Origin of the sequence: Bradyrhizobium sp. CCBAU 21365, assembly GCF_015291305.1 — a bacterium.
Classification (GTDB): domain Bacteria; phylum Pseudomonadota; class Alphaproteobacteria; order Rhizobiales; family Xanthobacteraceae; genus Bradyrhizobium; species Bradyrhizobium elkanii.
On sequence record NZ_CP030036.1, the window covers coordinates 18,424 to 40,720 of the forward strand.

Annotated in this window: 21 protein-coding genes; 16 read left to right on the plus strand and 5 right to left on the minus strand. The window is 65.6% G+C overall.

The window, feature by feature from the left end:
- The first annotated feature begins 149 nt into the window (after positions 1 to 149).
- From XI02_RS00080 to XI02_RS00090, 3 genes are all read left to right on the plus strand, one after another.
- Positions 150 to 1,067, plus strand: a complete 918-nt coding sequence (locus XI02_RS00080) for a pirin family protein (protein WP_172646282.1) — start codon at positions 150 to 152, stop codon at positions 1,065 to 1,067.
- 99 nt (positions 1,068 to 1,166) lie between these two features.
- Entirely contained in the window at positions 1,167 to 2,081 is a 915-nt protein-coding gene (locus tag XI02_RS00085) for a phosphoribosylaminoimidazolesuccinocarboxamide synthase (protein WP_172646281.1), read from the plus strand.
- A 256-nt stretch (positions 2,082 to 2,337) separates the two neighbouring features.
- A complete protein-coding gene (locus XI02_RS00090) occupies positions 2,338 to 3,135 on the plus strand; it encodes a crotonase/enoyl-CoA hydratase family protein (RefSeq protein ID WP_172646280.1) in 798 nt (265 codons plus the stop codon).
- A gap of 178 nt (positions 3,136 to 3,313) precedes the next feature.
- On the opposite strand, the gene XI02_RS00095 is transcribed toward XI02_RS00090, so the two are convergent.
- The gene (locus XI02_RS00095) at positions 3,314 to 4,684 is read right to left on the minus strand and encodes an FAD-binding oxidoreductase (protein ID WP_172646279.1); all 1,371 of its coding nucleotides are present in this window, start codon (positions 4,682 to 4,684) and stop codon (positions 3,314 to 3,316) included.
- A gap of 60 nt (positions 4,685 to 4,744) precedes the next feature.
- Positions 4,745 to 5,446: a GntR family transcriptional regulator gene (locus XI02_RS00100; protein ID WP_172646278.1), complete on the minus strand. Its 702-nt coding sequence runs from the start codon at positions 5,444 to 5,446 to the stop codon at positions 4,745 to 4,747.
- 142 nt (positions 5,447 to 5,588) lie between these two features.
- On the opposite strand from XI02_RS00100, the gene XI02_RS00105 reads away from it, so the two are divergent.
- Complete coding sequence (locus tag XI02_RS00105) at positions 5,589 to 6,485, plus strand: amino acid ABC transporter substrate-binding protein (protein WP_172646277.1); 897 nt, start codon at positions 5,589 to 5,591, stop codon at positions 6,483 to 6,485.
- Positions 6,486 to 6,848: 363 nt separating this feature from the next.
- Positions 6,849 to 7,325 carry a hypothetical protein gene (locus tag XI02_RS00110; protein ID WP_018269248.1) on the plus strand — a complete coding sequence of 159 codons (477 nt, stop codon included), beginning with the start codon at positions 6,849 to 6,851 and terminating at the stop codon, positions 7,323 to 7,325.
- 204 nt (positions 7,326 to 7,529) lie between these two features.
- Here XI02_RS00110 and XI02_RS00115 read toward each other — a convergent pair whose 3' ends face one another.
- Together XI02_RS00115 and XI02_RS00120 are read right to left on the minus strand one after the other, a co-directional pair.
- The gene (locus XI02_RS00115) at positions 7,530 to 9,026 is read right to left on the minus strand and encodes an NAD-dependent succinate-semialdehyde dehydrogenase (RefSeq protein WP_172646276.1); all 1,497 of its coding nucleotides are present in this window, start codon (positions 9,024 to 9,026) and stop codon (positions 7,530 to 7,532) included.
- A gap of 179 nt (positions 9,027 to 9,205) precedes the next feature.
- A complete protein-coding gene (locus XI02_RS00120; RefSeq protein ID WP_016841917.1) occupies positions 9,206 to 9,529 on the minus strand; it encodes a hypothetical protein in 324 nt (107 codons plus the stop codon).
- Positions 9,530 to 9,874: 345 nt separating this feature from the next.
- Between XI02_RS00120 and XI02_RS00125 the strand changes: the two genes are divergently transcribed.
- Both XI02_RS00125 and XI02_RS00130 read left to right on the plus strand, forming a co-directional pair.
- A complete protein-coding gene (locus XI02_RS00125; protein ID WP_172646275.1) occupies positions 9,875 to 11,068 on the plus strand; it encodes a serine hydrolase in 1,194 nt (397 codons plus the stop codon).
- Between the two features lie 148 nt (positions 11,069 to 11,216).
- On the plus strand, positions 11,217 to 12,929 hold the full coding sequence (locus tag XI02_RS00130) for an AMP-binding protein (protein ID WP_172646274.1): 1,713 nt from the start codon (positions 11,217 to 11,219) through the stop codon (positions 12,927 to 12,929).
- A gap of 143 nt (positions 12,930 to 13,072) precedes the next feature.
- On the opposite strand, the gene XI02_RS00135 is transcribed toward XI02_RS00130, so the two are convergent.
- On the minus strand, positions 13,073 to 14,074 hold the full coding sequence (locus XI02_RS00135) for an adenosine kinase (protein ID WP_069278987.1): 1,002 nt from the start codon (positions 14,072 to 14,074) through the stop codon (positions 13,073 to 13,075).
- 259 nt (positions 14,075 to 14,333) lie between these two features.
- Here XI02_RS00135 and murJ point away from each other — a divergent pair, with 259 nt between their 5' ends.
- The 9 genes from murJ (at position 14,334) to miaB (ending at position 22,293) form a co-directional block, all read left to right on the plus strand.
- Positions 14,334 to 15,872, plus strand: coding sequence for a murein biosynthesis integral membrane protein MurJ (gene murJ / locus XI02_RS00140; protein ID WP_172646273.1), 1,539 nt, complete (start codon positions 14,334 to 14,336; stop codon positions 15,870 to 15,872).
- Between the two features lie 65 nt (positions 15,873 to 15,937).
- On the plus strand, positions 15,938 to 16,990 hold the full coding sequence (gene trpS, locus XI02_RS00145) for a tryptophan--tRNA ligase (RefSeq protein WP_028335526.1): 1,053 nt from the start codon (positions 15,938 to 15,940) through the stop codon (positions 16,988 to 16,990).
- Positions 16,991 to 17,078: 88 nt separating this feature from the next.
- On the plus strand, positions 17,079 to 17,573 hold the full coding sequence (locus XI02_RS00150) for a universal stress protein (protein ID WP_028335525.1): 495 nt from the start codon (positions 17,079 to 17,081) through the stop codon (positions 17,571 to 17,573).
- A 201-nt stretch (positions 17,574 to 17,774) separates the two neighbouring features.
- Entirely contained in the window at positions 17,775 to 18,344 is a 570-nt protein-coding gene (locus XI02_RS00155) for a NifU family protein (protein ID WP_018269252.1), read from the plus strand.
- Between the two features lie 88 nt (positions 18,345 to 18,432).
- Positions 18,433 to 19,128, plus strand: a complete 696-nt coding sequence (gene tsaB, locus XI02_RS00160; RefSeq protein WP_172646272.1) for a tRNA (adenosine(37)-N6)-threonylcarbamoyltransferase complex dimerization subunit type 1 TsaB — start codon at positions 18,433 to 18,435, stop codon at positions 19,126 to 19,128.
- Entirely contained in the window at positions 19,125 to 19,610 is a 486-nt protein-coding gene (gene rimI, locus XI02_RS00165; protein ID WP_018269254.1) for a ribosomal protein S18-alanine N-acetyltransferase, read from the plus strand. The genes tsaB and rimI overlap by 4 nt, the downstream gene beginning before the upstream one ends.
- Positions 19,611 to 19,687: 77 nt before the next feature.
- Complete coding sequence (locus XI02_RS00170) at positions 19,688 to 20,140, plus strand: Fur family transcriptional regulator (protein WP_016840396.1); 453 nt, start codon at positions 19,688 to 19,690, stop codon at positions 20,138 to 20,140.
- Between the two features lie 5 nt (positions 20,141 to 20,145).
- Complete coding sequence (locus XI02_RS00175; RefSeq protein ID WP_172646271.1) at positions 20,146 to 20,844, plus strand: HAD family hydrolase; 699 nt, start codon at positions 20,146 to 20,148, stop codon at positions 20,842 to 20,844.
- Between the two features lie 60 nt (positions 20,845 to 20,904).
- Positions 20,905 to 22,293 (plus strand): tRNA (N6-isopentenyl adenosine(37)-C2)-methylthiotransferase MiaB, encoded by a 1,389-nt coding sequence (gene miaB / locus XI02_RS00180; protein WP_172646270.1) that lies wholly within the window; start codon positions 20,905 to 20,907, stop codon positions 22,291 to 22,293.
- The last annotated feature ends 4 nt before the right edge of the window (positions 22,294 to 22,297 follow it).

Below are 22,297 nucleotides of genomic sequence, written 5' to 3' on the forward strand. Positions count from 1 at the left end.
GACCCATAACCACCGATGTGTGTTGCCAGCGAAAGCTGGGGCCCCAGCCTTCGTAACATAAGCATCGGTGGTTGGGTCCCGGCTCGCGCTTCGCTTGGCCGGGACGACGATTGGAGTATGATCGCTACACCACTGTTAAGGAGTCCGACATGAGCTGGCAGCCCTCGACCGATCCCGAACTCGGCGATCCCAAGACCTGCGACGCGCTGGATCTGATCATCGTGCCACGCACCCGCGATCTCGGCGACGGCTTTGCCGTGCGCCGCGCGCTGCCGCACGGCAAGCGCCAGATGGTCGGGCCGTTCATCTTCTTCGACCATTTCGGCCCCGTGCAATATCTCGCCTGCAAGGGCATGGACGTGCGGCCGCATCCGCATATCGGGCTCGCCACCGTCACCTATCTGTTCGACGGCAGCATCATGCACCGCGACAGCGAGGGCAACATCCAGGAGATCCAGCCCGGCGCGATGAACCTGATGACCGCGGGCCGCGGCATCGCGCATTCCGAGCGCACCCCCGACGTGCAGCGCCGCGACGGCCAGAAGATGCTCGGCCTGCAAAGCTGGATCGCGCTGCCTGCGGGCAAGGAGGAGATCGCGCCGTCGTTCCAGCATTATGGTGCGGGCGACCTGCCGATGATCTCCGAGCGCGACTTCACCGCGCGCATCATCGCAGGCTCGGCGTTCGGCATCACCTCGCCGGTCAGCATGGTCTCGCCCTGGTTCTACACTGAAGTGACCGCGAAGGCCGGCACCTCGGTGCCGCTCGACCCCGATCACGAGGAGCGCGCGATCTACCTCGTCGACGGCGAGGTCGAAATCGCGGGCGACCGCCACGAGGGGCCGCGGCTCCTGATCTTCCGGCCCGGCGACCGCATCACCGTGAAGACGCTGCGGGCAACCCGGATGATGTTCCTCGGCGGCGACGCCCTGGAAGGGCCGCGCCACATCTGGTGGAATTTCGTCTCGTCATCCAAGGAGCGGATCGAGCAGGCCAAACAGGACTGGAAAACCGGCCGTTTCGCGCAGGTTCCGCACGAACACGAGTTCATTCCGCTGCCGGAGTGAGCTATTTCCTGTGATAACCTCAAGCGCCCGCACGGCCGTGTGCGGGCGCTCGTCTTTGCAAGACATCTATTTTGAAAAGCCACCTAGAAAGATCACGCCATGACCGCGATGCTATCCAGCGACTTGCCCCTGCCCCGGATCGGCCGCGGCAAGGTGCGCGATATCTACGCCGTCGGCGACGACCGCGTGCTGCTGCTGACCACCGACCGGATCTCGGCGTTCGACGTGGTGATGGCGGAAACCATTCCGATGAAAGGCGCGGTGCTGACCCAGATCAGCGCCTGGTGGTTCCGGCAGCTCGAGGGCACGGTGCCGCATCACATGATCAGCGCCGATGCCGACGAGATCATCCGCGCGGTGCCTGAACTGAAGGATCATCGCGCCGACATCCTCGGCCGCGCGATGCTGTGCAAACGCACCACCGTGTTCCCGATCGAATGCGTGATCCGCGGCTACATCTCCGGCTCGGCGTGGAAGGAATATTCGGCCGATGGCACCCTGGCCGGCGAGAAGCTGCCGGCCGGCCTGGTCGAGAGCCAGAAGCTCGAACCCGCAATCTTCAGTCCGGCGACCAAGGCGGAGGCCGGCCATGACGAGAACATCACGGTTAAGCGGGTGCGCGAGATCGTCGGCGCCGACGTTGCGGCGACACTGGAGAAGATGGCGCGCGACGTCTACGGCTATGGCGAACAGACCAGCCGCGCGCGCGGCATCATCATCGCCGACACCAAGTTCGAGTTCGGCCGCGACAAAGACGGCCGCATCATCCTGATCGACGAGGTGATGACGCCGGATTCCTCGCGCTTCTGGGCGGTCGACGCTTACAAGCCCGGCAAGCCGCAGCCGAGCTTCGACAAGCAGCCGCTGCGCGACTATCTCGACGTCGAGCGCCGCGCCGGCCGCTGGAACGGCGACGCGCCCGCCCCGCCGCTGCCGGCTAGCGTGGTGGATGCGACGAGCAAGCGGTATCTGGAAGCGTATCGCCGCGTGACGGGAAGCGAGCTGAAGGTCTAGTCGTCGTCCTAATACTGGGTCTCTATCCGTCACCCTGAGGAGCGCGCTCTTGCGCGCGTCTCGAAGGGTCGACGGCCACCAGCGGGGCCGCTCATCCTTCGAGACGCCGCTTCGCGGCTCCTCAGGATGACGGGCAAAGAGGGGCATACCCTCGCTTTGCCCGCGCTACGGAATTGCGCTATCTGCCGAGGCATTGCGCCGAACTCGCCTCTGATGCCACTCTCCTGGGACAACAAGAACACCCAGGGAGCGCCCCATGTCTGAACCCGACTCCGTGCTCGTCGAGCGCGATGGTCCCGTCACCATCATCTCGATCAACCGTCCGCACAACCGCAACGCCGTCGACGGCGCCACCGCGCGCAAGCTGTATGACGCGTTTCTCGCCTTCGATGCGGATGCGAGCGCATCCGTCGCGGTGTTCACCGGCACCGGCGGCTATTTCTGCGCCGGCGCCGATTTGAAGGCGGTGGCGGCGGGCGATCCCGAGAAGAAGCGCGAGGTCGGCGGCCACAACACGATCGCGCCGATGGGACCGAGCCGGCTGCGGCTCTCGAAGCCGGTGATCGCCGCGATCGAAGGCTTTGCGGTCGCCGGCGGCATGGAGCTCGCGCTGTGGGCCGACATGCGCGTCGTGGCCGAGGACGCAACCTTCGGCGTGTTCTGCCGCCGCTTCGGCGTGCCACTGATCGATCTCGGCACCATCCGCCTGCCGCGACTGATCGGCCATTCGCAGGCGATCGATCTGATCCTCACCGGACGCCCGGTCGGCGGCGCCGAAGCGCATCGGATGGGGCTCGCGAACCGATTGGTGCCGAAGGGCGAGACCCGCGCCCACGCCATTGCGCTCGCCAGGGACATCGCGAAATTCCCGCAGAACTGCCTGCGCGCCGACCGGCTGTCGGCGCTGCGGCAGTGGGACCTCGACGAGGAAGAGGCGATCAGGAACGAGATGCGCGGCGGGCTCGAGGTGATCGCCTCGGGCGAAACGCTGTCGGGCGCGGCGCGCTTTGCCTCCGGCGTCGGCCGTCACGGCGCCTTCGGTAATGAGGGCTGATACGGCGAAGATCACGTCTCGCCTGCGCGATCGCTTTGCCAAACCGCACCATCGCCGTGCTGCGTCGCTGAAGATGCGTAGCCCGGATGAAGCGGAGCGCAATCCGGGGTTTCGCCGCGCGGCAGCATCGGCCCCGGATTTCGCTTCGCTTCATCCGGGCTACGAAGGTGAGGTCGAGCTACAGCAACCCGCGGCTTTCGCTCGCCGCGAGCTCGTCCATCAGCGCCTTGTCCTGATAGCGCGCGAGCGAAAGGCCGCGGGCGAATGCCGGTGCCTGCGCACCGGCCACGGCGCGGGCGCAAAGGTCGCCGGTGGCGCAGGCCCCCATCGTGCCGTACCCCGACAGCGCCGCGGCGAGGAACACGCCTGATGTTTTCGCAGCCCCGATCAGCGGCCAATTCTCCTTCGTCATCGGATAGTAGCCACCGTAATGCACACGGTCGCGCGGCAACGCACCGAGATATTGCGCGAGCCCTGGCTGCAGCCGGCTCGCCGCGCGCAGCACGACCTCGGGGAAATATGGATTCAGCTCCGGCTCGCGAACCGGCTCGGTGGTCTGCTCCGCGTTGAAGGCCCAGCCGAGCTTGATCCACTCGCCGTGATCACCGCCGTCGGGCCGGCAATGGATGCTGCCCGGCATCGGCGCCAGCAGGCGCGAAAATTCCGGCGCCGCTGACAGCGCCTCGCGCTCGTCATCGGACCAGGCCAGCGTCTGGCCGTCGAGATCGATCGCGAACGGCATTTTGCGATCGACCGCGCGGTTGCGATCAGCGAACGCGATCTTCTGCTGCAGCACGTTGACGATCGGCAGCTCTTCGCCATGCATCGCCGCGACATGCGCTGCGAACGGGCCCGCGGCGTTGACGATGATATCGGCCTTGATGGTCTGCCGCGCGCCATCGGCCAGCACATCGACGGCGAAGCGGTCGGCCTTCGCGATGCCGAGCACCCTCGCCTGCTGGAATTGCGCACCCAGCGGCCGCATCGTTTCCAGCATGTACTGGCCGAGCTGCTGGCCACTGATGCCGCCCGCGCGGCGGATATGCAGCGCAGTCGCGACCTCCTTGTCGAAGCTCGGATAATGCACCTCGATCAGGTCGCGGCCGAGCAGAACGTCGACGCCGTCGGGCGCACTCTGCCAGTCCGCCGAATGCGGCGGCAGGTAGCCGCGGCTTGCACCCTCGTGCAGGCGGATCAGTTTTTCGGCCTGCGCGCCATAGCCGGCGTAAAGTTGCTGCAACAATTCCTCGGGCTTCTCCTCGCGCGTGACCAGGAGATAGCCGCGCCGCGTCATGTGGATGCGGTTGTCGCTGCGGCGCGCGATCTCCTCCATCAGGTCGGTGGAATGGTTGGTGAAGTCGGCCATCGTCGGATGCGGCCACCAGTTGCGGTAGTTCTCGCCGGACTGTGCCGAGGTCAATGCCATCGGCTGGCCTTCGTCGACGATCAGCAAGCGCGAACGCTTGTGCTGAACGGCGAGATAGTAGGCTGTGGCGATGCCGACGATGCCCGCACCGATCACCAGGATTTCGACGTCATTGGTCTTCACGCGCACTCTCCATGGGCCGCGCAGCGCGGCCCGCGATCATTCACATGGTCTGAACGGCGATCAGGCAGAGCGCCCCTCGCCTGCATCACGCAGCGCCTGGCGCTGCGCCGAGCGCAGCGTCTTCTGCGTCTCCTCGATATGGTCGCGCAGCAGCCGGACCGCCTTCTTGACCTCGCCGTCGCGGCAGAATTCGAGCAGCCGGTAATGCTCGCGTTGCGGACGCTCCTTGCCGGTCGCCTGCGACACCAGCGCCCGGGTGAAGCGGCCGACATGGCCGTAATTCGCCTCGATCATGCCGAGCAGGCGCGGGCGATTGCACGGCGCGTAGAGCGTGGCGTGGAACTTCCAGTTGAAGGCGCCCCATTGCGCCGGATCGGGCTCGGCGTCGTAAGCACGGAGGATTTTCGTCGCCGCCTCGAGATCGATCTCGCCCATGGCCGGGATCGCCAGGCGCAGCGCGTGGCATTCGAGCGCGATGCGGATCTCGAGCAGCTCGATCACCTCGTCGATCGAGAGATCCGAGACCACCGCGCCGCGGTTGGGCAGGAAGGTCACAAAACCCTCGGCCTCGAGCTGGCGCAGCGCCTCGCGCACCGGGATGCGGCTGGTCCCGAACCGCGCGGCGAGTTCGTCCTGACGCAGCTGCAATCCGGGCGCGAGCTCGCCCGAGCTGATCGCGGCCCGCAATGCCTCGCGCACGGCGTCCGGCGCGGAACCGTGGGGTCCGGCGCCTCGATGGCTGGTGACGGCTGCGGGTTCCATCCGGCTTCTCTCTCGCTGTGCGGCGGCGACCAGGATATCCAACATGGGACTATTGTATAAAATCGGTTTGCCGATTATGCAATCTCTGTATATAAAATCTTGCCTTATCGTATCCAATACTGCCGGCGTTCGCGAGCATCCGATGCATCAAGCCACCAAGCGATTGATCTGCCTAATCTTTCTGGCGGCAGTGTCCGCCCCGGCGCAGGCCCAATCGTCCGGCGGCACCCTGGCCAAGATCCGCGATACCGGAGAAATCCGGCTCGGCCACCGCGACGTCTCGGTCCCGTTCTCCTATCTCGACGACAACCAGAAGCCGGTCGGCTTTGCGATGGACCTCTGCGCGCGGATCGTCGATGCGGTGAAGACCGAACTCAAGCTGCCGGCACTGCAGACCAGGCTGCAGCCGATCCAGCTCTCCACCCAGATCCCGCTGATCGAGAACGGCACCATCGACATCGTCTGCGGTCCCGCCACCAACACGCTGGAGCGGCAGAAGGTCGTCGCCTTCAGCAACACGATCTTCGTGTCGAGCATCCGCGCGGTCGTGCAGAAGGACGCACCGATCAAGAGCTTCGAGGATCTCGGCGGCCGGCCGGTCTCGCTGACCTCGGGCTCGACCTCGATCGGACTGTTGAGCGCACGGGCCCAGGAGAAGAACTTTCAGACCAAGAACATCCTGACGGCGGACCACGCCGCATCGTTCCTCGCGCTGACCACCGGGCGCAGCGAAGCCTTCGTGATGGACGACATTCTGCTGGCGAGCCTGATCGCCGGCAGTCGCAATCCGGCGGACTGGCGCATCATCGACGACAGCCTGCGCACCGAGCCCTACGGGCTGATCATTCGCAAGGGCGATCCGGAGTTCAAGGCGCTGATCGACCGGACGCTGGTCGCCATGATGAAGAGCAATGAATTCCAGGAGCTCTACGCGAAATGGTTCACGCGGCCGATCCCGCCGAAGAACGTGAACCTGAATTTCCCGATGACGGCGCCGCTGAAGGACGCCGTCGCCAATCCGAACGACAAGGGCGTGTGACGGGCGCATCTGGTCAGGCGAGTTCGTCTAGGCGCACGCCGCCTTGCGTTCCGGCTGCGGCTTTTCAGACCGTCGGCATCCGAGTCGGGGCGGCTCGACGGCGACGGTGGGCACTCGAGGTTGGCTGCGGCGCGGACAAATGAACGCCGCGCCGGCGCAGCTTCATGGACAGCCCGGCTAGCAAAGCCCACTTCGAAGGCGGCTTCGAAGCAGCGCCACGCTCGATGTCCCTTTGCGCTGGATCAAAGCAAGGCCCCCTTGCCCGCCGCATGCTGAATAATGATGAGGCACTGGAGGGCATGCATCCTCGGGGTTCGCAATGGGCCCTAGCAGGGATCGCCCCCGTCGAGAATTGGAACGCGCATGAAAGCAAAGCCATTTGCCGCCTTGTTACTCGCCGTGTCAGCCGCGGCGACGATCCCGACCAGTTGGGCCCAGTCACCTCCCGGGGCGAGCAATGCCGAGCGATATATCCCTCAGCTCGCCAACATCATGACCGCCGCGCAGCTGCAGCACCTCAAGCTGTGGTCGGCGGGAACGGCCCATAACTGGCCGCTCGCGGCCTATGAGCTGCGCCAGCTCCGGGAGAGCCTCGTGGAGGCGGCGTTGCTCTACCGCGGAATTCCGGTCTCCAACGTCACTACACTCGCCTCGTCCATTTCCGTCATGACGGAAGCGATCGACCGAAAAGACCCAGAGCGGTTCGCGAAGGAGTTCGGCGTGCTGACCAAGGGCTGTAACACCTGTCATCAATCAATGGACCGCGCCTTCATCGTGTTGCGCACGCCTGCCGAGCAGCCATTTTCCAACCAGGTGTTCCAGTCGAAGAGCAAGCCTTAGCCAAACGCATCGCGCGCCCACAAGCTGAACGTGACCGTGAACCAAAGCGCCGTCGATCTCGGGGGCAATGCCGAGTCAGACGCCGCCCGGTGAGCCATCCAGGTCGCAGCCGAAAACCTGACTGGCGTGACCGCCGTCAACGATCACCTGATGCCGGAGGTACCGTCCACAGACGGCGAGTTCGGCTGCGGCGACGACGGCCGGCTAGACGCCGGCCATCATCACGTATTTGATCTCGACATACTCATCCATGCCGTGGCGCGAGCCTTCGCGGCCGAGGCCGCTTTCCTTGACGCCGCCGAACGGCGCCACTTCAGTCGTGATCAAGCCGGAGTTGACGCCGACCATGCCCGACTCCAGCGCCTCGGCGACGCGCCAGACGCGGCCGATGTCGCGCGAATAGAAGTAGGAGGCGAGGCCGAACGGCGAGGCGTTGCACATCGCGATCACGTCGGCCTCGTCCTTGAAGCGGATCACCGGCGCGAGCGGGCCGAAGGTTTCCTCGTGCGAGACCAGCGCGTCCGGGCGCACATCCGACAGCACGGTAGGCTCGAAGAAGCTGCGGCCGAGCGACGAGCGCTTGCCGCCGGTCACGATCTTGGCGCCGCCTTTCACCGCATCGGCGATGTGCCGCTCGACCTTCTCGATCGCTTCCATGTTGATCAGCGGACCCTGCGTCACGCCCTGCTCCGTGCCGTCGCCGATCTTCATCTCCGCGACCTTCTTCGACAGCTTCGTGACGAACGCGTCGTAGATCTTGTCCTGGGCATAGAGACGGTTGGCGCAGACGCAGGTCTGGCCCATGTTGCGATACTTCGAGACGATGGCGCCTTCGACCGCGGCATCGATATCGGCATCGTCGAACACCACGAACGGCGCGTTGCCGCCGAGCTCGAGGCCGAGCTTCTTCACGCCGACCGACGCCTGCCGGTACAGGATCTTGCCGACCTCGGTCGAGCCGGTGAAGCCGACGAAGCGCACCGCCGGATGCTCGCACAGCACTTTGCCGATCGGCGGCGCATCACCGGTGATGATGTTGAACACGCCCTTCGGCACGCCGGCCTTCTCGGCCAGTGCTACGAGAGCGAGCGCGGACAGCGGCGTCTCGTTGGCGGGCTTCAGCACCACGGTGCAACCGGCCGCCAGCGCCGGCGAGACCTTGCGGGTGATCATCGAGTTCGGGAAATTCCACGGGGTGATCGCGCCGCAGACACCGATCGGCTGGCGGATCGCGAGCAGGCGCGCATCCGGACGCTGGGTCGGGATCGTCTCGCCATAAACGCGCCGCGCCTCCTCCGCGAAGAATTCGACATAGGCGGCGCCGATATCGACCTCGCCGAGCGCTTCAGCCAGCGGCTTGCCCTGCTCGGAGGTCAGGATCAGCGCAAGGTCCTCGCGGTTGGCGATGATCAGATCGAACCATTTGCGCAAGATGTTGGAGCGCTGTTTCGCGGTCAGCTTGGCCCAGGCCGGAAACGCGCGCTCGGCGGCCTCAACGGCCCTGGTCGCGTCATCGGCGCTCAGCTGCGGGATCTTGATCAGCTCGACGCCGGTCGCCGGATTGTTGACGGCGAATTCGGGGGTGCCGACCCAGGCGCCGTCGATGTAGCAGCGGTCGCGCAGCAGCGAGGGGTCCTTCAGGCGGCTTTGCAGGGAGGATGCTGCGGATTGGGTGGCGCGTGCGGCAACGGGCGGGGTCATGGCGTTACTCCTGTCATTTCTGGAATTTCTTGGGGGTGTTCGCCGCCTATATAAGCGGAAAGCCGCTGCGGTGCACCGGCGCCGGGCGCGACCCTGCTTGGACGCAAACGCGGCGCGATTGTTGGAGGGTTGTCATTGCGGGGCGATGCGCAGCATCGAACCCGGAATGACGGCTCTGATCAGACCGCGCCGCCGGACATATAGGTTTCGCGACGGCCGATCATGCGCTCGGCCGCGGCCTTGGCGTCCGCCTTGGTCGAGGTCGCGCAGGTCCGGTATTCGAGGTCGGCCTCTGCCCGCGCATCGCGGCGGCCGAACCAGGATTTGGTGCCGGTCTGCAGCAGCGCCAGCGCCCGCGCGACATTCTCGACGGCCTCGAATGAGTGCAGCGCGCCGGTACCTGCGTAGCGAACTTCGTAGAGACCTGGGCTGATCGGCGCCTCGATATTCTCGCCGCGGCCCGGCCGCGGATAGCGTTTCCATTCACTCCATGTCGAAATCATTGCTGCGCCCCCGCCAGGCGGGAAATGACGAATCTTTTCGTCAAATCCGGTCCAATCCGCCGCACCGTTTGTGCAGCGATCTGAATGCGTTAATGCAAATAATCAGGTCCGAAAATCATTCCTTGATCACGTTACCGTGGCCGCCCGCGGAGGTCACCGGGACTGGCGCGGCGTCCCCTGCAAAATCTGCGCGCGTGGTGAACGCCTCCCGACCAAGGCTGTTCCTAGCGGCCGGCCTTCACGACATCGCGACGTCGCCGCATCGCGCCCGCCTTGCGGGAGCGGAAAAGCGGGAGGATGATCCGCCCACTTCAAAACAATAAACCCCACCGGAGGAAGCCCCCAATGCAGAGCAAGGCTCAGATCGATCAGGTATTGCGCCAGAAGAGCGAGGCAAAGGAAATTCCCGGCGTGGTCGCCATCGCGGCCACCGGCAAGGACGTGATCTACGAAGGTGCGTTCGGCAAGCGCGACCTCTCCAAGAGCGATCCCATGACGGCGGACAGCGTGTTCTGGATCGCCTCGATGACCAAGGCGGTGACCTCGGCGGGCGCGATGCAGCTCGTCGAGCAGGGCAAGCTCTCGCTCGATGAGCCGATCGGCAAGCTGCTGCCCGATCTCGCCGCGGTGCAGGTGCTCGACGGCTTCGACGCCAAGGGCGAGCCGCAGCTGCGGCCGGCGAAAAAGCCGATCACGCTGCGCCAGCTCATGACCCACACCGCCGGCTTCGCCTACGACATGTGGGACGGCAACCTCGGCAAATATCTGGAAAAGACCGGCACGCCCGGCATCATCACCTGCCTGAATGCCGCGCTGAAGACGCCGATCATGACCGACCCCGGCACGCGCTGGGAGTACGGCACCAATATCGACTTCGTCGGCAAGGCCGTGGAAGCCGCATCCGGCAAGAAGCTCGATGCCTATCTGCGCGATAACATGTTCGCACCGCTCGGCATGAGCGATACCGCGTTCAAGATCTCCGACGACATGCGCAAGCGGCTGGTCGGCATGCATGCCCGCGGCGAGGACGGCACGCTGGCGGCAATCCCGTTCGAGCTCGAGCAGAACCCTGAATTCCATATGGGCGGCGGCGGCCTGTATTCGACCGCGGCCGACTACATCAAGTTCTGCCAGATGATCCTCAACAAGGGCAGAGGCAACGGCAATCAGGTGCTGAAGGCCGAGACGGTCGCGACCATGGGGCAGAATCACATCGGCGAGCTCACCGTCGGCAAGATGACGACGGCCTTGCCGATGTACACCAACGATGTCGATCTCTATCCCGACATCGTCAAGAAGTGGGGACTGAGCTTCCTCATCAACACCGCCAAGACGCCGGAAGGCCGCAGCGCCGGCAGCTTCGCCTGGGCGGGCCTTGCCAACACCTATTACTGGATCGATCCGTCGCGCGACGTCTGCGGCGTGATCCTGACCCAGCTGTTGCCGTTCGCCGACAAGCACAGCCTGGAAGCCTTCGCAGGCTTCGAGAAGGGCATCTATGCCGGGCTCGACGCCGGCAGCGGGCAGAGGGCGGCCTGAGGTCCCGATCAAGCAATGAGAATCCCTCCCCGTTCGGGGAGGGATTTTTCATACCCGCCATTGGTCGGGCCTGTCCCGTCAGCGCCAAACGACTAAGATCGCGCAAAAAAAGCGCGGCGACACGAACACGACCACGAGGAGGACGAGCTTGGCACCCACACCCAAAGGAGACAGCAAGGCAGACAGCTATGTCTGCGGCATTTCCGATAGGCCGCTGCTCGGTGAGACCATCGGCCGCAGCCTCGACCACGCACGGGCGCGCTGGGGCGAGCGCGAGGCGCTGGTCTCGCCGAGCCACCATGTGCGCTGGACCTGGAACGAGTTCGCCGAGCGCGTCGAGGCGCTGGCGGCAGGCTTCCTCGCGCTCGGGCTGCAACGCGGCGAGCGGATCGGCATCTGGTCGCTGAACCGGCCGGAATGGACGCTGACGCAATTCGCCGCCGCGAAAGCCGGCCTGATCCTCGTCACCATCAATCCGGCCTATCGCCTCAGCGAGCTGGAATTCGCGCTCGGCAAGGTCGGCTGTGCCGCGATCGTGACGGCGACCGCTTTCAAGACCTCGGCCTATATGGAGATGCTGAACACGCTGCTGCCCGAGCTCGCGAGCTCGGAGCCCGGTCACTTGCGGTCGGCGCGGCTGCCGCAATTGCGCGCCGTGATCCAGATCGGCGAGCCGGCTGCGCCGGGCACCATTCCGTTCGATGCGGTATCGCAGATGGGCGGCGATCGCCATCGCGAGCAGCTTGCGGCGCTCGGCGAGAGCCTGCAGTTCGACGATCCCGTCAACATCCAGTTCACCAGCGGCACCACCGGCTCGCCCAAGGGCGTGACGCTGACCCATCACAACATCCTCAACAACGGCTACTTCACCGGCCGCGCCATGCGCCTGACCGAGCAGGACCGCATCTGCATTCCGGTGCCGCTCTATCACTGCTTCGGAATGGTGATGGGCAACCTCGCCTCGGTCACGCTCGGCACCACCATGGTCTATCCCGGCGAAGGCTTTGATCCGTTGGCGACGCTGACGACGGTCGCGCAGGAGAAATGCACGACGCTGTACGGCGTGCCGACCATGTTCATCGCCGAGCTCGACCATCCGGACTTCGCGCGCTTCGACCTGTCGTCGCTGCGCACCGGCATCATGGCCGGTGCGCCATGCCCGATCGAGGTGATGAAGCGCGTCAACACCGAGATGAACATGCGCGAGGTGACGATCGCCTACGGCATGACCGAAACCAGCCCGGTGAGTTTCCAGAGCGCGACCGACGATCCGCTGGAGCGCCGCGTCTCCACCGTCGGCCGCATCCATCCGCATGTCGAGGTCAAGGTGGTCGATCTCGACGGCAGGGTGGTGCCGCGCGGCGAACGCGGCGAGCTCTGCACCCGCGGCTACAGCATCATGCTCGGCTATTGGGACGAGAAGGAAAAGACCGGCGACGTGCTCGACGCCAATGGCTGGATGCACACCGGCGACCTCGCCGTGATCGACGACGAGGGCTATTGCAACATCGTCGGCCGCATCAAGGACATGGTGATCCGCGGCGGCGAGAACCTCTATCCGAGGGAGATCGAGGAATTCCTCTACCGCCATCCGAAGATCCAGGACGTGCAGATCTTCGGCGTCGCCGACGAGCGCTATGGCGAGGAGCTGTGCGCCTGGGTCAGGATCAGGCAGGGCGAAACGCTGACCGCCGACGAGGTCCGCGCCTTCTGCCAGGGCCAGATCGCCCACAACAAGATCCCGCGCTATGTCGAATTCGTCGACGAATTCCCGATGACGGTGACCGGCAAGATCCAGAAATTCGTGATGCGCGATGCGGTGGAGCAGCGGCTTGGATTGAAGGCGGCGAAGACGGCGTGATGCCGTTCTCCCCCTCTCCCGCTTGCGGGGGAGGGTCGGGGTGGGGCTTTCTCCGCGAGTCATTCCGTGGAGAGAGCCCCCACCCGCCGCGCTTCGCGCGTCGGCCTCCCCCGCAAGCGGGAGAGGCGAAGAAAGACTACGCCTTAAACCAGCAGTCCCTGCTGCTTCGCCAGATCCTGCAGCGACACCAGCGGCCGGGCGCCGATGTGCTGGATCACTTCGGCGGCGGCGAGCGCGCCGAGCCGGCCGGCATTCTCATGGCCGACATTGCGCACGAGACCGACCAGGAAGCCGGCGGCGAACAGATCGCCGGCGCCGGTGGTGTCGACCAGCCTGTCGATCGGCGAGGCGGGCGCCGCGACGACGCTGTCGCCTGATATCACGACGCAGCCCTTCTCGCTGCGGGTGACGACGCCGAGCTTGGTGTCCTTGCCGAATTGCTTCAGCGCGGTGTCGAAATCCGAGGTCTGGTACAGCGAGTGCAGCTCGGACTCGTTGGCGAACACCAGATCCACGATGCCCTTGCGCATCAAATCGAGGAATTCGTCGCGGTAGCGATCGACGCAGAACGAATCCGACAGCGTCAGCGCGACCTGGCGGCCTGCGCCATGCGCGATATCAGCTGCCTTCACGAAAGCGTCCTTGGCGTTCTTCGGATCCCAGAGGTAGCCCTCGAGATAGATGATGCCGGCGGCAGCGATCTGGTTTGGATCGATATCGTCCGGCGTCAGGTCCTGCGCGGCCCCGAGATAGGTGTTCATGGTGCGCTCGCCGTCCGGCGTCACCAGGATGTAGGAGCAGCCGGTGGCCGGTCCGGTCCTGGCCGGCGCGGTGTCGAAGGCGACGCCTGCGGCGCGGATGTCGTGGACGTAAAGCTTGCCGATCTGGTCGTCCTTGACCTTGCCGACATAGGCGGCGCGGGCACCGAGATTGCCGACGCCGACGATGGTGTTGGCAGCCGAGCCGCCCGACATCTCGGTCGCCACGCCCATGTCGCCGTAGATCGCGGTGGCGCGCGCCTCGTCGATCAGTTGCATCGAGCCCTTGGTCATGCCGTGACGGGCAAGGAATGCCTCGTCGGTCTGTACCAGCACGTCGAAGATCGCGTTGCCGATCCCGAGAACGTCATATTTTGCGTCAGCCATAGACCTGCCCTGTGTTAACGCCACCCAACAAGAGTGGCGGCCTATCACGTTACGCCTCGGCGCAGCAAGGGAAGCTCTACGTTCCGTCATCCTGAGGAGCGCGGAACGCGCGTCTCGAAGGATGCGCGGCCCCACTCTGGCCGATTCATCCTTCGAGGCTCGCCCAGCGGCGCAATTGCGCCGCAAGGCTCGCGCCTCAGGATGACGGACTTAATACAGCGGCGGTGGCAGCAAGGCGCGCTACTGCTATACAAGCCTCATGTTCCGCTCCTTCCTCACGGTCTCCTCGGGAACGCTGGCCTCGCGACTGCTGGGGTTCGTGCGCGATTCCGTAATCGCGGCGCTGCTGGGCGCGGGACCGGTGGCGGATGCCTTCCTGGCGGCATTTCAGCTTGTGAATGTTGTGCGACGGCTGTTGTCCGAGGGCGGGCTGAATGCCGCGCTGGTGCCGGCCTGGCTGAAGGCGCGCGACGCCGGCGGCGTGGACGCGGCAACCGCCTTTGCCGGCCGCGTGCTCGGCACTGTCAGCGCCGCGGTGATCGCGGCCGCGCTCGTCATCGGCGCGCTGATGCCGCTGGTGATCGCGGCGATCGCGCCGGGTTTTGTCGGCCGCGACACGCTGCAATTCGCCGTCGACGACGCGAGGCTGATGCTGCCCTATCTCGCCTTCGCCGGCCCGGTCACCGTGATGATGGCGCTGCTCAGCGCGCAGGGGCGCTTCGCGCTGACCGCGTTCTCGCCGCTGTTGTTCAACATCGCGCTGATATCGGTGATGGCCGTGCTGCTGGTGCGGCAGCAGGAGCCGGCGCAGGCCGCGCTGGTGATGGCGGCGACGATCGGCATCGCCGGCTTCCTGCAGCTGTCGATGCTGGCGCTGCGCGGCGCAAGGCTCGCCTCGCCGCTCCGCGTGTCCTTCGATCCCGACATGCGCGGCTTTCTCGGCCGCGCGATCCCCGGCATGGTCGCGAGCAGCGCGCCGCAATGGCTGATGGTGGCAGGCGCGGTGATCGCATCGACCTCGCCGTCGGCGGTGTCCTGGCTCTATTTCGCCAACCGCCTGCTCGAGCTGCCGCTCGGCATTGTCGGCGTCGCCATGGGCACGGTGCTGATCCCGGAGATGACGCGCGCCGTGCGCAGCGGCGAATCCAGCGCGATCGCGCATGCGGAATCGCGTGCCCTCGAGCTTGCGGTCGGGCTGGCGCTGCCGGCGACGCTCGGCCTGATGGTGCTGAGCGAGCCGATCGTGCGGATGCTGTTCGAGCACGGCGCGTTCACCGCCCAGGATAGCGCGGCAACCGCGCAAGCCTTGATCTGGCTGACGCTGGCCTTGCCGGCGCATGTGCTGGTGAAGGCGCTGTCGCCGGCATTCTTCGCGCGCGAAGACACGCTGACGCCACTGCTCGCAACGCTGAAGGCTATCGTGGTTACGATCGCGGCGGCCTTCCTGTTCGGTCATATCTTCGGCGCGAGCGGAATTGCCGCAGGCATTGCGCTCGGCGCCTGGAGCAACGCACTGGCACTGATCCGCAAGGGGGCCGCGACCTTCGGTTTCTCGATCGATGCCGATGCGCGCCGCCGGCTGCCGCGCATCCTGGCCGCGGCGCTCGCGATGGGCGCCCTGCTCTGGCTCGCAGAGGGCGCGCTGCCGTCGGCCGGCAGCCACGGTTTCGTGCAGGCGGCCTCCCTGCTCGTGCTGATCGCCTCGGGTATCGCCGGTTACGGGCTGTTCTTGCAGCTTTTTGGCGTCACCGGCTGGCGCGAGGCGGTTAACGCCGTCAGGCAAAGACGCCCCGCCTGACTTGCGCGCGCAGAGCTTAAGTGGCAAACGACGCGGCAAAACTAGCCATTTCCGGGAATTAGACCATGGCGTTCGTTGAACGGGTTTTCTCAGGCGTCCAGCCGACGGGCAATCTGCACCTCGGCAACTACCTCGGCGCCATCGTCAACTTCGTGAAGATGCAGCAGACCCACAACTGCATCTATTGCGTCGTCGACATGCATGCGATCACGCAGGGCGTCGAGGTCTGGGGCGGCCCGGCCGAGCTCGCCCGCAACACCCGCGAGGTCACCGCGGCCTTCATCGCCGCCGGCATCGATGCCAAGAAGCACATCGTGTTCAACCAGAGCCAGATCGCCGGCCATGCCGAGCTGACCTGGATCTTCAACTGCGTCGCGCGGATCGGCTGGCTGAACCGCATGACGCAGTTCAAGGAGAAGGCCGGCAAGGACCGCGAGAACGCCTCGGTCGGCCTCTACGACTATCCGGTGCTGATGGCTGCCGACATCCTGCTCTACCGCGCCACCCATGTGCCGGTCGGCGAGGACCAGAAGCAGCATCTGGAGCTGTCGCGCGACATCGCGCAGAAATTCAACAACGATTTCGGCGATTCAATTCGTGGTCATGGTTTCGCCGACGGCCTGTTCTTCCCGCAGCCCGAGCCGCTGATCACGGGGCCGGCGACGCGGGTGATGAGCCTGCGCGACGGCACCAAGAAGATGTCGAAGTCGGATGCGTCGGACAATTCGCGCATCAACCTCACCGACGACGCCGACACCATCGCGCAGAAGATCCGCAAGGCGAAGACCGATCCGGAGCCGCTGCCGTCGGAGGAGAAGGGTCTGGAAACCCGCCCCGAGGCCGACAACCTGGTCGGCATCTACGCGGCGCTGGCCGGCATCTCCAAGCAGGAGGTGCTGACGCAGTTTGGCGGCGGGCAGTTCTCCAGCTTCAAGAACGCGCTGGTCGAGGTTTGCGTCGCGAAACTAGCGCCGATCGCCTCCGAGATGAAGAAGCTGGTCGCCGATCCCGGCCATGTCGACGCGGTCCTCGCCGACGGCGCCAACCGCGCCCGCGGCATCGCCGACGAGACCATGCGCATCACCAAGGACATCGTCGGCTTCATCCGCCCGCGCTGACGCGCAAGGCAGGAACTGTGCGCTCCCTCTCCCAAACGGCGAGGGAGTATGGCACCATGGGTTGGTTTGGTTCAGCACCGGGACATGCATGACCACCCAGCGACGCAGCTACGAGTCAGGTCACAAGCCGAAATGCCTCGTCATCGTTGACGACACTGCGGAATGGGACCGTGCGGTCTATTACGCCAGCCGGTGGGCGATCCGGGTCGGCGGCGGCGTCGTGATGCTGCGGGTGATCGAGACCGAGGACCAGAACCAGCAATGGCTCGGGGTCGCCGACATCATGCGCGCGGAGGCCGAGGAGGCCGCCAATGAGGCGCTCGACCGCGCCGCCGGCCGCGCCAACGGCATCGCCGCGATCACCCCGGAGCGGGTGATTCGCGAGGGCGACCCGATCGAGCAGATCCTCGACGTGATCGACAAGGACGTCGATATCGCAGCGCTGGTGCTGGCCGCCAACCCGGGCGCCGAGGGACCCGGGCCGATCATCACCACCATGGCCAAGACCATGGGGGCATTCCCGATCCCGGTGACCATCGTGCCGGGCGGCCTGACCGACGCCGAGATCGACGCCCTGTCCTAGCGCATTACCGGCGCCAGACCCGCTTCCGGGCATGGGTTTGAGCCTGGAACCGCGGTTTTGCGGCTTGATCGCGGGCTTTTTAGTTGCCATCTGACTCCTTGATTTGACGCGTTTTCTTCGCGAACCGGTGTCACTTCGCTGGAAAACGCTATAATGGAACCCAACGCGCCGGCCTTGAACCGGCGACGCCGGAGACAGCAGATGTTCATTCAGACCGAAGCCACGCCCAATCCCGCCACGCTGAAATTCATCCCGGGCCGCATGGTGCTCGACAGCGGGACCATGGAATTCTCCTCGCCCGAATCCGCCGCGCGCTCGCCGCTCGCCGAACGGCTGTTCGCCGTATCCGGCGTCACCGGCGTGTTCTACGGCGGCGACTTCATCACCGTGACCAAGGCGGACGGCGACTGGCAGCACCTCAAGCCCGCGATCCTCGGCGCGATCATGGAGCACTACATGTCCGGCGCGCCGCTGCTCGCCGACGGCACCGCCGGCAGCGACGACGCCCGCGATGAGGAAGACGAGTTCTTCGACGAGGCCGACGCCGAGACGGTCGAGCAGATCAAGGACCTGATCGAGACCCGCGTGCGTCCCGCGGTCGCCAATGACGGCGGCGACATCACCTTCCGCGGCTTCAAGGACGGCATCGTCTATCTCAACATGAAGGGCTCCTGCGCCGGCTGCCCGTCATCGACCGCAACCCTGCAACACGGCATCCAGAACCTGCTCCGGCACTTCGTGCCCGACGTGCAGGAAGTCCGGCCGATGTGATGGAGCGGCGAATGGCGAGTGGCGAATCGCGAATAGCATTCTCCGCTGGATCCCTGTTCGCCATTCCCTATTCGCTATTCGCCCTCCCATGATGATTCTCGCCATCGATACGGCGCTCGACGCCTGCTCCGCGGCGGTGCTCGACACCACCTCCGGCAATACGATCGCCATTGAATCGCAGGCGATGCAGCGCGGCCATGCCGAGGCGCTGATGCCGCTGATCGCTCGGGTGATGAAAGAGAGCGGCATCGGCTTTGCCGGGCTCGACCGCATCGCCGTCACCACCGGCCCCGGCAGTTTCACTGGCCTGCGCGTCGGCCTCTCGGCGGCGCGCGGCCTGGCGCTGGCCGCGGAAAAGCCGGTGGTCGGACTGTCGACGCTCGCCGCCTACGCCGCGCCTGTCGTGGCCGAGAACGGCGCATCTGCGATCCTGTCGGCGATCGATGCGCGGCATGATCACGTCTATTTCCAGCTGGTCGGCGGCGACGGCAGCCCGATCATCAAGCCGAAGGTGGCGCCGATCGCGGAAGCGCTCGAGGCCTCCCAACACGGCGCGCTGCATCTGGTCGGCAACGCCGCCAATGTCCTCGCCGAGCGCTGGCCCGCCGACGCCGCACCGCCGGTCAAGGTCGACCGGCAGCCCGCGCCCGATATTACCTGGGTCGCCTGGATCGGCGCGGCCGTGGATCCTGAGACCGCGCCGCCGCGGCCGTTCTATCTGCGTGCGCCCGACGCCAAGCCGCCGAAGGACCGGCTCGAAATCAGCACGCCGCGATCGACATGATCGGCTGGCTGTCACGATGGTGGGGCGGCGGTCCGCCCGCGATCGAGCCCGCGTCGCTGCGCGATGCGGCGCGGCTCGCGCAATTGCACGGCGCGTCGTTTCATCGCGGCTGGGGCGAGGGCGAATTCGAGGCGATGCTGACCGAGCGCAATACGCTGGTGCATCGGCTGCGGCAGGGACGCAAGGTGATCGGCTTTGCCGTCTCGCGGATGGCAGCGGACGAAGCCGAAATCCTGTCGATTGCGATCGATTCCAATCAGCGCGGCCGCGGGCTGTCGCGCGACCTGCTCTTGACCCATCTCGGCCATCTTGCCGGCCGCGGCATCCGCACCATCTTCCTCGAGGTGGAAGAGAACAATCAGCCGGCGCGACGGCTCTATGAAAGGGCCGGATTCGGCGTGATCGGCCGCCGCGAACGCTACTACAAGCAGCCCGGCGGGGAACATTTGAACGCGCTTCTGATGCGGCGCGACTTGTCGTAACATCGGCGCGATGGCAGAACAGCGCCCTGCTCTGCCATCCAAGGCCCAAGGATTGGCCAAGGACCTGCCAAGGACCCATGACGACGGTGAAAATCACGCCTGCGCAGAAGAATACCGGCATCGAGGCGCGCTGCGCTGCGACCGGCATGCGCATGACCGAACAGCGCCGTGTGATCGCACGCGTGCTGGCGGAGGCCATGGATCACCCCGACGTCGAGGAGCTCTACCGCCGCTGCGTGGCGGTCGACGACAAGATCTCGATCTCGACCGTCTATCGCACCGTCAAGCTGTTCGAGGATGCCGGCATCATCGAGCGCCACGACTTCCGCGAGGGCCGCGCGCGCTACGAGCAGATGCCCGAGAGCCATCACGACCATCTGATCAACCTGCGCGACGGCAAGGTGATCGAGTTCACCTCCGAGGAAATCGAGAAGCTGCAGGCCGAGATCGCGCGCAAGCTCGGCTACAAGCTGGTCGATCATCGTCTCGAGCTGTATTGCGTCCCGCTCGACGAAGACAGCAAGTCGTAAGCCGGGTGAGTTTCGATCTCGTCATCTTCGATTGCGACGGCGTGCTGGTCGACAGCGAGGTGATTTCCTGTCGCGCGCATGCGGAAGCGCTGACGCGGCACGGCTTTCCGATTACGCCTGATGGAGTGCTGAAGCGCTTCCTTGGCGTGTCCGATCGCGAGGCGCGGCGGATCGTCGAGAGCGAGATCGGCCGCGCGCTGCCCGAGACCTTCGAGGCCGAGGTCAAGCACGCGACGCTGAGCTTCTATGCCGACGATCTCAGCGCCATCGCGCATGTCGGCGAGGCGATCGCCGCGCTCGGCCTACCAAAATGCGTGGCGTCGAGCGGCACGCCGGAAAAGATCCATCACGGCCTGACCTGTGCCGGGCTCTACGACCAGCTCGCGCCGCATATTTTCTCCGCCACCCAGGTCAAGCGCGGCAAGCCGGCGCCGGATCTCTTCCTGTTCGCGGCTGCGCAGATGGGCGCCGACCCCGCGCGCTGCGTCGTGATCGAGGACAGCGTGGCCGGCGTCACCGGCGCCCGCGCCGCCGGGATGACCGTGCTCGGTTTCTACGGCGGCAGCCATTGCACCGCGGAACACGAAGACATGCTGCGCCAGGCCGGCGCGGCCATGACCTTCGCCGATATGCGCCAATTGCCCGATTTGATCGCCCAGGCCGGCCAAAAACACGGCTCGATCGCTGGATTTTCCCCGGTTTAAGCTATATTTCAGCCCCGGCGCCCCGATGGCGCCGTTTCCATTTTTCGCTCTCAGGGTTCCATGACGACGCCGCGCAAGCTGCACATCAAGTCCTATGGCTGCCAGATGAATGTCTACGATGCGCAACGCATGGCGGACACGCTGGCCGGCGAGGGCTTTGTCGAGACCGCAAGCGCCGAGGACGCCGACCTCGTGATCCTCAACACCTGCCACATCCGCGAGAAGGCGTCGGAGAAAGTCTATTCCGAGCTCGGGCGGCTGCGCGTCGCCAAGGACGAGGCCGCGCGGGCGGGCCGCGAGATGAAGATCGCGGTCGCCGGCTGCGTCGCGCAGGCCGAAGGCGCCGAGATCATCCATCGCGCGCCGACCGTCGACATCGTGGTCGGGCCGCAGAGCTATCATCATCTGCCCGAGCTCTTGAAGCGCGCCAAGGCAAACGGCCGCGCGCTGGAAACGGAATTCCCGGTCGAGGACAAGTTCGGCTTCCTGCCGCAGCCGAAGCCGGATGCGATCCGCGCCCGCGGCATCTCCGCCTTCGTCACGGTGCAGGAAGGTTGCGACAAGTTCTGCACCTTCTGCGTGGTGCCCTATACGCGCGGCGCGGAGGTCTCGCGTCCGGTCGCCAGGATCATCGACGATGTGAAGCAGCTCGCCGACAATGGCGTGCGCGAATTCACGCTGATCGGACAGAACGTCAACGCCTATCACGGCGAAGGCCCCGACGGCCGCGTCTGGCCGCTCGGCAAATTGCTGCAGCGGCTGGCCGCAATTCCCGACGTCATGCGGCTGCGCTATTCGACCAGCCATCCGCGCGACGTCGACGACGCCCTGATCGCGGCACATCGCGATTTGCCCGAACTGATGCCGTTCGTGCACCTGCCGGTGCAATCGGGGGCGGACCGGATCCTTGCCGCCATGAACCGCAAACATACCGCCGATGACTACCGGCGCGTCATCGACCGGTTCCGCGCCGCGCGGCAAGACATTGCTTTTTCATCAGATTTTATCGTGGGCTTCCCCGGAGAGACCGCGGAAGAATTTTCCGCCACCCTCGCGCTTGTCACGCAAATCGGATACGCTGCGGCGTATTCATTCAAGTATTCGCCACGGCCGGGCACGCCGGCGGCGGAGATGCGGGAGACAGTGTCAGCAGCCGAGATGGACGAGCGCTTGGGGCGGCTTCAGGAACTGATCGACAGCCAGCAATCGGCCTTCAACCGGGCTGCGATTGGCACAACGGTCGATGTGCTGTTCGAGCGCGCCGCGCGCAATCCGGGCCAGATCGTCGGCCGCACCGCCTATCTGCAGCCCGCCCATGTGATGGCGTCGCCTGACATCATCGGCCAGGTCCTCCCGGTGCGGATCGACAGCCTCGAGCGCTACAGCCTGATCGGCGAGCTCGCGACGCGACCCGCGTCCGGCCTCATTTCGCAGACCATTGGAGCCTGAAATC

Bases quoted from the DNA above. Each gene is read 5' to 3' on its own strand.
- XI02_RS00125 (WP_172646275.1), top strand. From the start codon at position 9,875: ATGCAGAGCAAGGCTCAGATCGATCAGGTATTGCGCCAGAAGAGCGAG.
- XI02_RS00120 (WP_016841917.1), bottom strand. From the start codon at position 9,529: ATGATTTCGACATGGAGTGAATGGAAACGCTATCCGCGGCCGGGCCGC.
- XI02_RS00110 (WP_018269248.1), top strand. From the start codon at position 6,849: ATGAAAGCAAAGCCATTTGCCGCCTTGTTACTCGCCGTGTCAGCCGCG.
- XI02_RS00115 (WP_172646276.1), bottom strand. From the start codon at position 9,026: ATGACCCCGCCCGTTGCCGCACGCGCCACCCAATCCGCAGCATCCTCC.
- XI02_RS00135 (WP_069278987.1), bottom strand. From the start codon at position 14,074: ATGGCTGACGCAAAATATGACGTTCTCGGGATCGGCAACGCGATCTTC.
- murJ (WP_172646273.1), top strand. From the start codon at position 14,334: ATGTTCCGCTCCTTCCTCACGGTCTCCTCGGGAACGCTGGCCTCGCGA.
- XI02_RS00150 (WP_028335525.1), top strand. From the start codon at position 17,079: ATGACCACCCAGCGACGCAGCTACGAGTCAGGTCACAAGCCGAAATGC.
- XI02_RS00170 (WP_016840396.1), top strand. From the start codon at position 19,688: ATGACGACGGTGAAAATCACGCCTGCGCAGAAGAATACCGGCATCGAG.
- trpS (WP_028335526.1), top strand. From the start codon at position 15,938: ATGGCGTTCGTTGAACGGGTTTTCTCAGGCGTCCAGCCGACGGGCAAT.
- XI02_RS00100 (WP_172646278.1), bottom strand. From the start codon at position 5,446: ATGGAACCCGCAGCCGTCACCAGCCATCGAGGCGCCGGACCCCACGGT.
- XI02_RS00105 (WP_172646277.1), top strand. From the start codon at position 5,589: ATGCATCAAGCCACCAAGCGATTGATCTGCCTAATCTTTCTGGCGGCA.
- XI02_RS00080 (WP_172646282.1), top strand. From the start codon at position 150: ATGAGCTGGCAGCCCTCGACCGATCCCGAACTCGGCGATCCCAAGACC.
- tsaB (WP_172646272.1), top strand. From the start codon at position 18,433: ATGATGATTCTCGCCATCGATACGGCGCTCGACGCCTGCTCCGCGGCG.
- XI02_RS00085 (WP_172646281.1), top strand. From the start codon at position 1,167: ATGACCGCGATGCTATCCAGCGACTTGCCCCTGCCCCGGATCGGCCGC.
- XI02_RS00155 (WP_018269252.1), top strand. From the start codon at position 17,775: ATGTTCATTCAGACCGAAGCCACGCCCAATCCCGCCACGCTGAAATTC.
- XI02_RS00090 (WP_172646280.1), top strand. From the start codon at position 2,338: ATGTCTGAACCCGACTCCGTGCTCGTCGAGCGCGATGGTCCCGTCACC.
- rimI (WP_018269254.1), top strand. From the start codon at position 19,125: ATGATCGGCTGGCTGTCACGATGGTGGGGCGGCGGTCCGCCCGCGATC.
- miaB (WP_172646270.1), top strand. From the start codon at position 20,905: ATGACGACGCCGCGCAAGCTGCACATCAAGTCCTATGGCTGCCAGATG.